Origin of the sequence: Streptomyces sp. Je 1-4 4N24, from assembly GCF_026239515.1 — a bacterium.
GTDB classification, from domain to species: domain Bacteria; phylum Actinomycetota; class Actinomycetes; order Streptomycetales; family Streptomycetaceae; genus Streptomyces; species Streptomyces nigrescens.
Window position 1 is genome coordinate 5645117 of sequence record NZ_CP110836.1, and the last position, 14547, is coordinate 5659663.

Here is a 14547-nt window from a genome sequence, read left to right on the forward strand (position 1 = left end):
GATGAGGGGCGGTGGTCGGGCGACGGGTGGGCAGTGTGTCAGCCGAAGGCGACTCGATGAGGGGCGGTGGTCGGGCGACGGGTGGGCATGTCGGGCGGAACGAGGCGGTGTCAGGGGGCCAGTATCCCGGGAGAGGTGGTGACGGCCCCGGAGTCCGCGGCCTGACTGGGATGCATCGGCATATTGGTCAGTCCGGGGAAGTACACATGCAGGCTGACGGCCGGCGTCAGGGCGTCGTTGACGACTTCGTGGACGTAGCCGGGGGCGAACACCCGCTGGGCGCCGGCCGTGAGGGTACGGGGCCCGTCCTCGGCGTGTTCGGTCAACTCGCCTTCCAGGACGGTCAGCACACCGGAGGACGCCCCGTGGTCGTGCCGGCCGCTGCCCTGCCCCGGCACCCAGCTCAGCAGCCACACCTCGTAGCCGATGGGGGCACCCCCTGCTCGAGCGGCGTCGAGAGCTTGGGGGACGGTGCGCAGCCGGTGGTACCAGCGGGTGGTGGCGTCGTAGCGGACCAGCGGGGCCCAGGCGGCGCGGTCGGCGGCGATCGAGCGGGCCAGCCCCGCGAAGCCGGCGACGGTGGCCGGGTGTGCGGGAACGGGCGGCAGCAGGTGGGGGATGGCGAGCGGGTCGCCGGCGATCTGGACGTCGCTGTTCATGGGGTTTCGGTTCCTCGGCGAAGTGCGGGGGTGACGCGAACTGGCTGCGGCGCGGCGCGGGCTCTCCCGGTAGGGGGCGCGGCGCGGCGACGCGGAGCAGGGGCGCTGCGGGGTGGTGCGAGCGGAAGGCTGGAGCTCAGTGGCTTCAACAGCTGGAACAGCGACAGCGGGACTGCGCAGCGCAGAGCGACCCGTAGGCACGGGTCAGTCGGAGCGCGGGAGTCGCTGGCATGGGGTAAAGGAGACCGGGTCCGCGACGCGATGTCAACTTGATGTCGGGTTTGCCGTAAATCTTTCACCTCATCCGGTTACTCCGCCCGGCGAAAGGTTTGTGCAGCTACGGACACGGAGACATCGACCGGCAACCGCGCTTTCAAACGCCGTTGTGGACCCGTGATCGGTCTGTGATCTCCCCCGCTTCGGCGCGCGGGGTGCAACGTGAACGCCGCCTGGTCGCGTCTTGGTGAGTGAAGAGGACGTGCCGGGTGGCACGCCCGGGAAAGTGTCCTGGTTTTTACTGATTTGAACACTTTCCGCATCCGCTTGGTTCCGCCGAGTGAATAAGAGGCTCAATAGCAGATCTCGGCTTGACTGGCCCGGATCACCACACTTGTAATTTCACTCGTGTCGTTCAGCCGAAATCGATCACGGCTTGATCACGGGGACGTAAAGACAGACGAGGGGCGCACATGACCGAGCTGTTCCAGGAATTGCTGGTCGAGGAGGCGGACGAGGAGCTCGGCTGGCAGGAGCGCGCACTGTGCGCCCAGACCGACCCCGAGTCCTTCTTCCCGGAGAAGGGTGGCTCCACCCGCGAGGCCAAGAAGGTCTGTCTCGCCTGCGAAGTCCGGTCCGAATGCCTTGAGTACGCGCTCGCCAACGACGAGCGCTTCGGCATTTGGGGCGGTCTGTCCGAGCGCGAGCGCCGCCGGCTCAAGAAGGCCGCCGTCTGACGATGACAGCGCAGCCGGCCGGACCGAAGGCGCGCGGCCTCGTGGACCATGCCGCCGCACCCCCTCAACTCCCCATATCCCCCTATAGCGAACTCTCCGCCTCCAGCGACCTGCTCGCCGGAGGCGGACTGCTGTGTACGGACCCGGTCGGGGCACCGACGCGAACCATTAGTGTGGGGCACCGTCCGAGATGCGCCGCCGCCCCACGGGGCGCGCGCGTCGCCTCGTAGTCCGTCGCAGTGTCTTCCGGGGGCGGTGGCCCAGCGCGACTTCGCCGCGGGCCTTCGAACTCCCGGGTCCGGAGGGCCCGTACCTCGATGTCCGTGCACAGCCAGTCGGCGGCCCAGGCCGCCTCATATGCAGCCGCCACCCCAGAGTTCCCGCGGCACGTCGTCACCGCCGTGATCGTCTCCCATGACGGTGCCCGCTGGCTGCCCGACGCGCTCACCGGCCTGCTCGGCCAGGAGCGCCCGGTGCAGAACGTCATCGGCGCCGACACCGGCAGCGCGGACCACTCCGCCCAGCTGCTCGCCGAGGCCATCGGGGACCAGCGGGTGCTGCACCTCGCCCGCCGCTCCGGATTCGGCACCGCCGTCGACGAAGCCGTCCGCACGGCCCCCGTGCTCACCCCCGACGATCTGCCGTATCTGCGCCGGCCCAGCGGCTGGGACCCGGTCACCCGCACCTGGCGCGACGAGGCCTACGAGATGCCGGAGTTGCCGCACGGCGAACCGGTCCAGTGGCTGTGGCTGCTGCACGACGACTGCGCACCCGAGCCGGACGCGCTCGCCGAGCTGCTGCGGGTCGCCGATGCCAGCCCCGGAGCCGTCATCGTCGGCGCCAAGCTGCGCAGCTGGTACGACCGCCGGCAGCTGCTCGAAGCCGGGGTCAGCATCGCCCGCAGCGGCCGCCGTTGGACCGGCCTGGACCGCCGCGAACAGGACCAGGGCCAGCACGACCAGGTCCGTCCCGTGCTGTCCGTCTCCACCGCCGGCATGCTCATCCGCCGTGACGTCTACGAGGAGTTGGGCGGCTTCGACCGCCGGCTGCCCCTGATGCGCGACGACGTCGACCTGTGCTGGCGCGCCCAGGCCGCCGGGCACCAGGTCCTGGTCGCGCCGGAGGCCATCCTGCGGCACGCCGAGGCCTCCGCCCGCGAACGCCGCCCCATCGACTGCGTCGGCCGCTCGGTCGCCAACCCGCACCGCGTCGACAAGGCCGGCGCCGTCTACACCCTGCTCACCAACACCCGCGGCGCGACCCTCCCGTACGTCCTGCTGCGGCTGCTGATCGGCACCTTCCTGCGGGTGCTCGCCTACCTCGTCGGCAAGGTCCCGGGCCAGGCGCTTGACGAACTCGCCGGACTCTTCGGCACCCTGCTGCGGCCCGGCAAGATCCTCGCCGCACGCAAGCGGAGAGGCCGGCCCGCGGTCGACGCGAGCGAGCTGCGGCCGCTCTTCCCGCCCCCCGGCGCCACCGTCCGGGCCACCGTCGAACAGGTCGCCGGCAACCTCGCCGGGCGCGCCGCACCGGATGTGGCCTCGGCCGGCCGGCATGGCGCGGTCGAGTCCGGGCCCGGCGGCGACGACGCCGAATTCCTGGAGATCGAGCAGTTCGCCCGGCTCAAGCGGATCGCCCGCAAACCGGCCCCGGTGCTCTTCCTCCTGCTGTTGCTGGTCTCACTGATCGCCTGCCGCGGACTGCTCGGCTCCGGCGCGCTGACCGGCGGCGCGATGCTGCCCGCGCCCGGCAGCGTGTCCGACCTGTGGTCGGCGTACCTCGACAGCTGGCATGCGGTCGGCGTCGGCGGCAGCGCCTCCGCGCCGCCCTACCTGGCGATCGTCGCCCTGGTGTCGAGCATCTTCTTCGGCAGCACCGGCTTCGCCGTCACCCTGCTGCTGGTCTGCTCCGTCCCGCTGGCCGGACTCACCGCCTACTTCGCCTCCCGCCCGCTGGTCGCCTCCCGGCTGCTGCGCGCCTGGGGGAGCATCGCGTACGCCTTCCTGCCCGCGGCCGCCGGTGCGCTGGCGGGCGGCAGGCTGGGCACCGCGGTGCTCGCCGTCCTGCTGCCCCTGATGGCACGGGCCGCGATCGCCGCCGCCGGACTGCGGCTGCCGGCGGGCACCCGGCCCAGCTGGCGCGCCACCTGGGCGTACACCCTGCTGATCACCTTCACCATGGCCTTCACCCCGGTCGTCTGGCCGATCGCGGTGCTGCTCGGCATCGGTCTGCTGGTGCTGCGCTTCCTGGACGGGAACCGCGACCAGCTGCTCGCCTACGGGCTGCGCTTCCTGGTCGTGGCCGTGGTGCCGTTCGTGGTGCTCGCGCCCTGGTCGCTGACGTTGCTGAGCCGGCCCTCCGCCTTCTTCCAGGAGGCCGGGCTCGACTACGGCGCCGGTTCCGCGTCCGTACTCGACCTCATCGGGCTCAGCCCCGGCGGGCCCAAGGCCGCCGGCGGGGTGCTGCTCTTCGGCATCGTGCTGGCCGCGCTCGGCGCGACGCTGCGCGACGAGCGCCGGCGCGCGATCCGCACCGCCTGGGTGGTGGCACTGGCCGGGCTGCTGCTCGCCGCGCTGGGCAACGGCTCCGGCTGGACCGGGCCCGCGATGCTGGTCTACGGCCTGGCGCTGCTGTGTGCCGCGGCGATCGGCGCCGAGGGCATCCGCACCCGGATGGCCAGCCTCGGCTTCGGCTGGAAGCAGCCGGTCGCCGTGCTGATCGCGCTGGCGTCCGTGCTCGCCCCGCTCTACGCCGCGGCCAGCTGGATGATCACCGGCGCGGCCGGCCCGCTGGAGCGGCGCACCCCGGAGCAGGTCCCGGCGTTCGTCGCCGAGGAGTCCGGCACCGCCGACCGGGCCCGCACCCTGGTGCTCGACGGCTCGCCCGGCCATGTCGACTACACCCTCGTCCGGGGCTCCGGCGCCCGGCTCGGTGACGCCGACCTGGCCGCCTCGGCGGGCGAGGACAAGCGGCTCGCCGGCATCGTCGCCCACCTCGTGGCCGGCTCCGGCGCCGACCAGACCAACCAGCTCGGCGGCTATGCGGTCCGCTACGTCCTGGTCCGGGACGGGGCACCGCGCGAAATGGGCCGGGTGCTGGACGCGACGCCGGGCCTGACCCGGCTCAGCCAGGACGACGGCAGCGCCCTGTGGCGCGTCGACCGGCGGGTCTCGCGGGTCTCGATCGTCCCGGGCGAGGCCAAGGACGGCACCAGCGCGGGCGAGGCCGCCGCACCCGTCGCCGTCCCGTCCGGCCCCGTCGAGGCGCACACCAAGGTGACCGGCGGCGACGCCGGCCGGGTGCTGCGCCTCGCGGACGCCGCCGACGAGGGCTGGCAGGCCACCCTCAACGGCACCCCGCTCAAGCCGGTGACCGTCGACGGCTGGGCCCAGGGCTTCGTGCTCCCCGCGGAGGGCGGCACGCTCGACCTCACCCATGAGAACCCCCTCGGCCACACCCTCTGGCTGTGGGCGCAGGGCCTGCTCGCCGTCACCCTGGTGGTGCTGGCGCTGCCGGGCCGCCGCCGGGAGATCGACGACGACCTGCCGGAGGACGCGGCCGCCGCGCAGGCCGCCGCGGTGTCCGGCGACGGCCGCCGGGCGCGCCGCCTGCGGGCCCAGGCCGAGGCGGCCGGTGCCCCCGAGGGCGCCGGATCCGGCATCCCCGCGGCGCGCGGGGGCGAGCAGCCGCAGGGCCAGGGCGCCGACCCGATGGCCGCACCGGCACCCGCCCAGGACACGGTCCGGGGCGGTGCCCCCACCGCTCCCGGCGACCCGTATGCCGCGGTGCCGCAGCAGCCGTCCTACGAGGAGTGGCAGGCCACCCAGCAGGCCACCCAGCAGGCCGCCCAGCAGGCCGCCCCGGACGGGACCGTGCCACCGGGCAACCCCGCCGGACAGCAGCCCTACGCACCCGCCGACCCGTACCAGGCCGGACAGTACGGTCAGCCGTACCCGCCGGCCGATCCCTTCCAGGCCACCGACCCGTACGCGGACCCCTACCAGGCGGGCGCCTACGACCCGTACGGCTACGGGCAGCAGCAGTACGGCGACGGCGGGCCGCAGCACCAGCAGCCCTACGACGACGGCACCGAGTACCCGGGGTACTCCGGCTCCTACCCCGAGCCGCGCCGTGACGGGAGCGACCAGCAGTGAAGCGCACCATGATGTCCTTGATCGGCGTGGCCGTCGCGCTGGCCGCGGTCACCGGCGTCGCCGCCGTGGCCGCCCCGGACACCGGCGACCGGGACGCCCCCCGCGGCAGCAGCCGGCTGCCCGTCCAGCGCTCCGCGCTGCTCTGCCCCGCCCCGACCTCCTCCGAGGTCGGCGAGACCGCCTACACCGCCTTCGCCCCCAAGGGCGCCGCGGCCGGCGCGGACGGCAAGAAGGGCACCGCCGAGCTGCGGCCCGCCGGGACCGTGCGGGACGCCGGCGGCGGTGCCGGCGGCAAGGGCAAGAAGGGCAAGGGCAAGGGCGCTGCGGACTCCGCCGCCGGGCAGACCGTCGGCCCCCGCGACACCAAGCCCGTCGTGCCCCTCCAGGAGGCCGGCAAGCCGGTCACCGCGACCACCGACAGCCCCGACGCCCCCGCCCTCGTGGGCGCCGCCGACGGCACTCTCGCGCCCGGCTGGACCGTGCAGCAGACCACCTCCGTCGCCGCCGGTTCGGGCCGCGGCCTCCTCGGGCTGAGCTGCACCACCCCCGACACCACGTTCTGGTTCCCCGGTGTCAGCACCGCCACGGACCGCCAGGACTATGTCCACCTCACCAACCCCGACGCGACCCCGGCCGTCGTCGACCTCGAACTCCACGGCAAGGACGGGTCGTTGGCGGGTTCGGCGGGCGAGGACATCTCCGTACCGCCGCATGCCACGGTCCCGGTGCTGCTCTCGACCCTGACCACCTCCCCGACCACCAACGCCTCGCTGCATGTCGTCGCGCGTGAGGGCCGGGTCGGCGCCGCCGTCCAGGCGAGCGACAGCAAGCTCGGCAGCGACTGGCTGCCGCCCGCCGCCGATCCGTCGCCGAGCGTGGTGCTGCCCGGCATCCCGAAGGACGCCACCTCGGTGCGGCTGGTCGCCCTCGCCCCTGGTGAGTCCGACGCCGATCTGAAGGTGCAACTGGCCACCCCGACCGGGCTGATCACGCCCGCCGGGCTGGAGACCCTGCACCTCAAGAGCGGGATGACCACCGCCGTGGATCTCAAGGACCTCACCAAGGGCGAGGCCGGCTCGCTGGTGCTCACGCCCTCCGACGGTGACGCCAAGGCCCCGGTCACGGCCGCGCTGCGGGTCACCCGCGGCAAGGGCGCCAAGCAGGAGATGGCGTTCATCCCCGCGACCCGGCCGGTCGAGAAGCGCGCCACCGCCGCCGACAACCGCGACCGGGGCAGCACCCTCTCGCTGGTCGCGCCCGAGAAGGGCAAGGACGCCAAGGTGAAGGTCACCGCGTCGGCCGGCAGCGGCGGCGGCACCCCGGTCACCAAGACGTACACGGTCAAGGGCGGCACCAGCCTCGACGCCGAGCCGCCCCGCCCGTCGGGCCTGAAGGGGACCTACGCCCTGACGGTGGAGCCGGAGCCCGGCAGCGGCCCCGTCCACGCGGCCCGCACGCTCGCCCGCCCCCAGGGAGGGCTGCCCGCGTTCACCGTCCAGCCGCTGCCCGACGACCGCGGCTCGGTCCTCGTCCCGACCGCGGGGCAGGATCTGTCGGTGCTCACGAACTGACCGCGGACCCGCGGACGGATTCGCGGACGGACCCGCGCGGCGGCCTCACTCCTGGCCGTAGCGCGGGTCCACCGACTCCGGGGCCAGCCCCAGGAGTTCGGCGACCTGCTCGACGACCACCTCGTGGACCAGCATCGCCCGCTCGTCGCGGCCCTTCGTACGGATCTCCACCGGCCGCCGGTAGATCACGATCCGGTCGCGATATCCCCCCGCGGCCGGCAGCATCCGCCCCAGCGGCACGGTCTCCGCGTCCTCGGTCGCGTCCGGCCCGTCGTCCGGGCCAAAACCGGGCACCTCCAGGACCAGGAAGTCGACCTGGGAGAGCTGCGGCCAGCGCCGCTCCAGCCGGTCCCGGGAGTCATACACAAGATCCACGAAAGCCTCGGCGCGGGTCACCGACAGCGGCACCTGGGGCGGCGCGATCGGGCCGCGCATGCCGCGGCCGTGGCGGTCGCGGCGGCGGAGCCGCGGCTCCGGCGGTCGGGGAGGTACAGGCCTGTCCATCAGCATCGAGCGTAGCCGTCAAGGACCCCCGGACACCGGGGAGCACGACAAGACGTGGCATGTCGCCGACTGACCGTACCTGTCCGCGTTGTGTTCGTTTGCATCCCTGCATGAGATCGCAGATCGACACCGGAATGGCAGGAAATGCATCGAGTCGTGACGGGATTCCGCACCGCATGCGGTCCGCCCCGGCCCGGCTGGTCCAGGTCAGGTCGAGCGGGTGCAGGTCAGACGCATCGGACGAAGCGGGACGACACGGTTGGGTGAGCCGGGGGAGAGTCGTCGCGGCCCGCTCAAGAGTGCGGTACCGTCCAACGTCGTGAGCCCTGTACGTCGCTGTTCGCGCACTGCGTGCGGCCGCCCCGCCGTCGCAACGCTGACGTACGTCTATGCGGATTCGACCGCCGTGCTCGGACCGCTCGCCACCTACGCCGAACCGCACTGCTACGACCTGTGCGCCGAGCACTCCGAGCGGCTGACCGCGCCCCGCGGCTGGGAGGTCGTCCGCCTAGCCCTCGACTCCGGCCCGCCCCGCCCCAGCGGCGACGACCTCGAAGCCCTGGCGAACGCCGTACGCGAGGCGGCCCGCCCCCAGGAACGCGCCGCCGGCGGCACCCACACCCCCGGCGACCGCGACACCCACCCCATGGAGGTCGCCCGCCGCGGCCATCTCCGGGTGCTGCGCTCACCCGATTCCTGAACGGCGCGAGCCGACTCCCCGGGCGCCCCTCACCGCACCCGCCCGCCGTATCGGGGCAACGGTGCCCCCGCGCGGGGATACCCGGCCACCCCACAGGGCCGCCCGGTAGGTTGGGAGTTACATAGAGACTCTCCAGGAGGGCTGGCTGTGACTGATCTGTCGCAGATCGTGAAGGCGTATGACGTACGCGGCGTCGTCCCCACCCAGTGGGACGAACCCCTGGCCGAGTTGTTCGGGGCGGCCTTCGCCGAGGTCACCGCCGCGGACGCGATCGTGATCGGACACGACATGCGGCCCTCCTCGCCCGGCCTGTCGGGCGCCTTCGCACGCGGTGCGGCGGCCCGCGGCGCGGACGTCACGGAGATCGGTCTCTGCTCGACCGACGAGCTGTACTTCGCCAGCGGCTCCCTGGGCCTGCCCGGCGCCATGTTCACCGCCTCGCACAACCCGGCCCAGTACAACGGCATCAAGATGTGCCGGGCCGGCGCCGCCCCGGTCGGCCAGGACACCGGCCTCGCCGACATCCGCGCGCTCGTCGAGCGGTGGTCGGACGAGGGCGCCCCCGAACCGGTCGCCGCGCCCGGCACCGTCTCGCAGCGCGACGTCCTGGGCGACTACGCCACCCATCTGCGCGGCCTGGTGGACCTGAGCGGCATCCGCCCGCTGAAGGTCGTGGTGGACGCGGGCAACGGCATGGGCGGCCACACCGTCCCGACCGTCTTCGAGGGCCTGCCGCTCGAACTGGACGCGATGTACTTCGAGTTGGACGGCTCGTTCCCGAACCACGAGGCCAACCCGCTCGATCCCAAGAACATCGTCGACCTCCAGGCGCGGGTACGCGAGACCGGCGCGGACCTCGGCCTCGCCTTCGACGGCGACGCCGACCGCTGCTTCGTCGTCGACGAGAACGGCGACCCGGTCTCCCCGTCCGCGATCACCGCCCTGGTCGCCGCCCGCGAACTGGCCAAGCACCCCGGCGGCACGGTCATCCACAACCTGATCACCTCCTGGTCGGTGCCGGAGGTCGTCAAGGAGAACGGCGGCAACCCCGTCCGTACCCGCGTCGGGCACTCCTTCATCAAGGAGGAGATGGCCACCACCGGCGCCATCTTCGGCGGCGAGCACTCCGCGCACTACTACTTCCGCGACTTCTGGAACGCCGACACCGGCATGCTCGCCGCGATGCACGTCCTGGCGGCCCTCGGCGGCCAGCAGGGCCCGCTGTCGCAGCTGGTCGCGCAGTACGACCGGTACGCGGCCTCCGGCGAGATCAACAGCACCGTCGACGACCAGACCGGCCGGCTCGCCGCGATCAAGGCCGCCTACGAGAGCCGCGACGACGTCACCCTCGACGAGCTCGACGGACTGACCGTCACCGCCGACAACTGGTGGTTCAACGTCCGCGCCTCCAACACCGAGCCGCTGCTCCGGCTCAACGTCGAGGCCCGCGACACCGCCACCGCCGACCGGGTCCGCGACGAGGCCCTGGCGATCATCCGCGGCTGAGTCCCGGCACCCCGCCGCACAAGGACCGGGCGGGGAATTGAGCACGTCGCCGAGGGGGCGGGCGGCAGCGGCATCCCTGCCGCCCGCACCCCCGTGCACCACCCCGAAACCCCGCCGAGCAAGCCCCCGCACCCCGTCCGGCGGTACGCTGGCCAAGCCGCAACCGCCCCGAAGGAGCAGCCTCCATGCCGGTCGAAGCCAGCTTGATCCAGATCCTTGCCTGCCCGGCGTGCCATGCCCCGCTCCAGGACCGGACCGGAGACTCCTCGGGTCCCGCTTCCGACCCCGAGCTGCTCTGCACCTCCGGCGACTGCGGCCTCGCCTACCCCGTCCGGGACGGCATCCCCGTACTCCTCGTCGACGAGGCTCGCCGCCCCGCCTGACCGGGCACCGCCGGGTCAGCCCGGCACCGCCCGGCACACCCCCGCCCGTCCCGGCGATTCGGAGGCCGCGCCCACCATGCTCGACGAGTCACTCCTCGACACCCCTGACGCGCTGGCCGGAGCCGACCGCTTCGGTCTGCTGCGCGGCGTTGCCGAATCCGGCGCCCGGGTGCGTACCGCAGCCCGCAGCGCCGCCGAGTCCGGCATCCCCGAGCTGACCCCCGACGGGCGGCCGCGCGCCGTGCTCGTCGCCGGCCCCGGCCCCGCCGCGGCCGGAGTGGCCGACCTCCTCAGGGCGCTCGGCGGCGGGAGCTGCCCCGTCACCCATATCCAGCCCACCGGCGTCGCCCCGCTGCCCGGCGCACTGCGCTGGGCGCTCCCCGGCTGGGCCGGCCCCCTGGACCTGCTGCTGCTCCCCGGCCCGGACGCCGCCGACCCCGGCCTCGCCGAGCTGGTCGAGCAGGCCTCCCGCCGCGGCTGCGCCGTCGTCGCCGTCACCCCGGCCGGCGGCCCGCTCGCCGACGCCGTCACCCAGGCCCGCGGCCTCGCCGTCCCGCTGGCGACCACCCCCTACGACGCCGAATTCGACGTCGAGGGCGCCCCGCCGGCCGCCCCCGGCACCCTCTGGTCGGTGCTCATTCCGCTGCTCTCGCTCGCCGACCGGATCGGCCTGCTCAGCGCCCCGCCGGAGGCCCTGGGCAAGCTCGCCGACCGCCTCGACCAGCTCGCCGAACGCTGCGGCCCGGCCATCCCGACGTACACCAACCCCGGCAAGACACTGGCCGCCGACCTCGCCGACGCGCTCCCGCTGATCTGGACCGAAGGCCCCCTCGCCGGCGCCGTCGGCCGGCACTTCGCCACCGAACTGTCCGGGCTGGCCGGCCGCCCCGCGCTCGCCGCCGAGCTGCCCGAGGCGCTCGCCACCCACCGCACCCTGCTCGCCGGCGCCCTGGCCGCCGGCGCCGACCCGGACGACTTCTTCCGCGACCGCGTCGAGCAGCCCGCCGCGCTGCACGCCAGGGTCGTGCTGCTGCGCGAGGAGGAGCCGGGCCCGCTGTCCGCCACCCGCGCCGCCCAGGCACTCGCCGAGGAGCGCGACACCGCCCTCAGCGAGCTGGAAGCCGACACCGGCAGCGATCTGGAGAAGGCCGCTGAGCTACTCGCCATCGTGGATTTCGCCGCCGTTTACCTGGCGCTCGCCGGGACCGAGTGATCTTTGACGGCCGGCCCGCACCCGCAGGCCCGTAGCAGCACCCCGCAGCACGTACGACCGTCAGGAAGCAGCCGCCCCATGGACCGCCTCGCCAATACCGTGCGCCCCTACGCGTGGGGCTCGACCACCGCCATCCCTAAGCTCCTGGGCACCACGCCGACCGGCGAACCCCAGGCCGAGATGTGGATGGGCGCCCACCCCGGCGCCCCCTCCCGTATCGACCGCGGCGACGGCCCCGTCTCCCTGGCCGAGGTGATCGACGCCGCCCCCGAGACCGAACTGGGCGCCGACGCCGTCCGCGCCTTCGGCCCCCGGCTGCCGTTCCTGCTCAAGCTGCTGGCGGCCGGCTCCCCGCTCTCCCTCCAGGTCCACCCCGACCGGGCGCAGGCCGCGGAAGGCTTCGCCGACGAGGAGCGGCGCGGCGTCCCGATCGACGCCGGCCACCGCAACTACAAGGACACCAACCACAAGCCCGAGCTGATCGTCGCGCTCACCCCCTTCGACGGTCTGTGCGGCTTCCGGCACCCGGCGCAGGCCGCCGACCTCCTGGCGGGCCTGGGCGTCGACGACCTCAAGCCCTACGTCGACATCCTGCGCGCCACCCCCGAGGAGGGCGCGCTGCGCGAGGTGCTCACCGCCGTACTCAGCGCCGAGCACCACGCGATCGCCGGGACCGTCGAGCACGCCGCCGTCGCCGCCGAGCGGCTGGCAGCCGAGGCAGGGCCGCACGCCGACGCCTACGCCGCCTACGCCGTCCTCGCCCACCACTACCCGGGCGACCCCGGCGTCCTCGCCGCCATGCTGCTCAACCACGTCCGGCTCCAGCCCGGCGAGGCGCTGTTCCTCGGCGCCGGCATCCCGCACGCCTACCTCAGCGGGCTCGGTGTCGAGCTGATGGCCAACTCCGACAATGTGCTGCGCTGCGGTCTGACCCCCAAGCACGTGGACGTACCGGAGCTGCTGAAGGTGGTCCGCTTCGAGGCCGGTGACGCGGGCGTGCTGCGCCCCGAGGACGTCGACGGTGAGGAGGTCTACGAGACCCCCATCGACGAGTTCCGGCTCTCCCGCTTCGTCCTGGCCCCCGGCGCCGCGCCGCACCCGCTCGCCTCCCGTACGCCGCAGATCCTGCTGTGCACGGCGGGCACCGTCCAGCTGCGGGACGCCGATGCGGGGTCCGCGGCCGGGCTGACCCTGGCCCCCGGGGAGTCCGCGTTCGTCCCGGCCGGCGAGCGGATCGCCCTCTCTGGAGACGGCACGCTGTTCCGCGCGACAGTGGTGGCGTAGCCCCCGGCGCTGCGCGTTCCGGCGGCACAGGCGGAACCCCAAAGGCCCGTGCCGGCGGCCGGAAACCGTCCGCCAGGTGGGCTCGTGGCGACGGCCCGGGACCGGGCTGCAACAATGACCGCCGCACAGCATTAAAGGGGCGGTAAAGCCCGGACGACGGAAGGGATATGCGGCACCTATGAGCGCATCAGGCGGGACAAAGGCGATCGTTGCGGCGCTGGGCGCCAACCTGGCGATTGCCGCAGCGAAGTTCGTGGCCTTCGCCTTCAGCGGCTCGTCCTCGATGCTGGCGGAAGGCGTGCACTCCATCGCGGACTCCGGCAACCAGGGCCTGCTGCTCCTCGGCGGCAAGAAGGCCAAGCGCGCGGCGACCGCCGAGCACCCCTTCGGCTACGGCCGCGAGCGCTACATCTACGGCTTCCTGGTCTCCATCGTGCTGTTCACCATCGGCGGCGTTTTCGCCCTCTACGAGGGCTACGAGAAGATCCACGACCCGCACGAGCTGGACAACTGGTACTGGCCGGTCGGCGTCCTGGTCTTCGCGATCATCGCCGAGAGCTTCTCCTTCCGTACGGCCATCAAGGAGTCCAACGAGCTGCGCGGCAAGCAGACCTGGGCCCAGTTCGTGCGCCGCGCCAAGGCCCCCGAGCTGCCGGTCGTGCTGCTGGAGGACCTCGGCGCACTGGTCGGTCTGGTCCTCGCGCTGGGCGGCGTCGGCCTGACCATCGCCACCGGCGACGGCATCTGGGACGGCATCGGCACCATGTGCATCGGCGCGCTGCTGGTGCTGATCGCCCTGGTCCTGGCCGCGGAGACCAAGTCGCTGCTGCTGGGCGAGGCGGCCGGCCCCGAGCAGATCGTCAAGATCCGCGCCGCGGTCGTCGACGGCCAGGTCGTCACCCGCGTCATCCACATGCGGACGCTCCACCTCGGCCCCGACGAGCTGCTGGTCGCCGCCAAGATCGCGGTCCAGCACGACGGCACCGCCACCGAGATCGCGGACGCCATCAACGCCGCCGAGGCCCGCATCCGCGAGGCCGTACCGATCGCCCGCGTCATCTACCTGGAGCCGGACATCTACGACGAAACCGCGGCCGCCGCCGGCACCGACCCGTCGAAGACCCCGGGCGGGGAGTGAACCGGAGGGTGGCTGACGCGGGCGCCTGACCGGCTGAGCCCCGCAGTCCCCCGGCCCCAGAGCACGGCAAGGCCCCCGCACTCCTCAGGAGCGCGGGGGCCTTCGACGTACGACGCCGAGCCTCTTGGCGCGGACCCCAGCCCGTCGATCTGATTGCGAGCCGGGGGGATGCTGCCTCGGCCACGGGTTGCCGCCCCGGCCGTGGGTTCAGCGCCTCGGCCACGGGGCTGCTGCCCCCGGTCCGTGGCTATCCCGCCCCAGCCGTGGGACTGCCGCCCGGTCCGTGGCGCCGCCCCAGCCACGGGACTGCCGCCCCGTCCGTGGCTATACCGCCCCGTCCGTGGCAGTACTGCACCGGCTGCGGGTACTGCCCTGGCCATGGGAGCCCGCCCGTGCCCGCGGGAGTCCGCCCCACCCCCGGCCATGGGAATACCTCCCCGGCCCCACCACGTTGTGGCTCCGCAGGGGGCCCGCGGCTCCCC

General features: G+C 73.7%; 11 protein-coding genes. 9 read left to right on the top strand and 2 right to left on the bottom strand.

Annotated elements, in window-relative coordinates:
* Positions 1-110 precede the first annotated feature (110 nt).
* Positions 111-659 (bottom strand): cysteine dioxygenase family protein, encoded by a 549-nt coding sequence (locus SLV14N_RS24805; protein WP_263271132.1) that lies wholly within the window; start codon positions 657-659, stop codon positions 111-113.
* 689 nt (positions 660-1348) lie between these two features.
* On the opposite strand from SLV14N_RS24805, the gene SLV14N_RS24810 reads away from it, so the two are divergent.
* From SLV14N_RS24810 to SLV14N_RS24820, 3 genes are all read left to right on the top strand, one after another.
* Positions 1349-1612 (top strand): WhiB family transcriptional regulator, encoded by a 264-nt coding sequence (locus tag SLV14N_RS24810; protein WP_003983763.1) that lies wholly within the window; start codon positions 1349-1351, stop codon positions 1610-1612.
* A gap of 317 nt (positions 1613-1929) precedes the next feature.
* Positions 1930-5766: a glycosyltransferase family 2 protein gene (locus SLV14N_RS24815; RefSeq protein ID WP_263271133.1), complete on the top strand. Its 3837-nt coding sequence runs from the start codon at positions 1930-1932 to the stop codon at positions 5764-5766.
* Positions 5763-7337: a DUF5719 family protein gene (locus SLV14N_RS24820; RefSeq protein WP_263271134.1), complete on the top strand. Its 1575-nt coding sequence runs from the start codon at positions 5763-5765 to the stop codon at positions 7335-7337. Before SLV14N_RS24815 ends, SLV14N_RS24820 begins: the two co-directional genes overlap by 4 nt.
* Before the next feature lie 45 nt (positions 7338-7382).
* Here the strand turns inward: SLV14N_RS24820 and SLV14N_RS24825 are convergent, their stop codons facing one another.
* Positions 7383-7772, bottom strand: a complete 390-nt coding sequence (locus tag SLV14N_RS24825) for a metallopeptidase family protein (RefSeq protein ID WP_018087070.1) — start codon at positions 7770-7772, stop codon at positions 7383-7385.
* Positions 7773-8100: 328 nt separating this feature from the next.
* Here SLV14N_RS24825 and SLV14N_RS24830 point away from each other — a divergent pair, with 328 nt between their 5' ends.
* From SLV14N_RS24830 to SLV14N_RS24855, 6 genes are all read left to right on the top strand, one after another.
* On the top strand, positions 8101-8541 hold the full coding sequence (locus tag SLV14N_RS24830) for a DUF3499 domain-containing protein (protein ID WP_159488086.1): 441 nt from the start codon (positions 8101-8103) through the stop codon (positions 8539-8541).
* Between the two features lie 147 nt (positions 8542-8688).
* Entirely contained in the window at positions 8689-10047 is a 1359-nt protein-coding gene (locus SLV14N_RS24835) for a phosphomannomutase/phosphoglucomutase (RefSeq protein ID WP_263271135.1), read from the top strand.
* Positions 10048-10232: 185 nt separating this feature from the next.
* Complete coding sequence (locus tag SLV14N_RS24840; RefSeq protein ID WP_018087067.1) at positions 10233-10430, top strand: Trm112 family protein; 198 nt, start codon at positions 10233-10235, stop codon at positions 10428-10430.
* Between the two features lie 76 nt (positions 10431-10506).
* Complete coding sequence (locus SLV14N_RS24845) at positions 10507-11643, top strand: SIS domain-containing protein (protein WP_263271136.1); 1137 nt, start codon at positions 10507-10509, stop codon at positions 11641-11643.
* Between the two features lie 78 nt (positions 11644-11721).
* A complete protein-coding gene (manA, locus tag SLV14N_RS24850) occupies positions 11722-12927 on the top strand; it encodes a mannose-6-phosphate isomerase, class I (RefSeq protein WP_263271137.1) in 1206 nt (401 codons plus the stop codon).
* A gap of 178 nt (positions 12928-13105) precedes the next feature.
* Positions 13106-14065 (top strand): cation diffusion facilitator family transporter, encoded by a 960-nt coding sequence (locus tag SLV14N_RS24855; RefSeq protein ID WP_208683721.1) that lies wholly within the window; start codon positions 13106-13108, stop codon positions 14063-14065.
* The last annotated feature ends 482 nt before the right edge of the window (positions 14066-14547 follow it).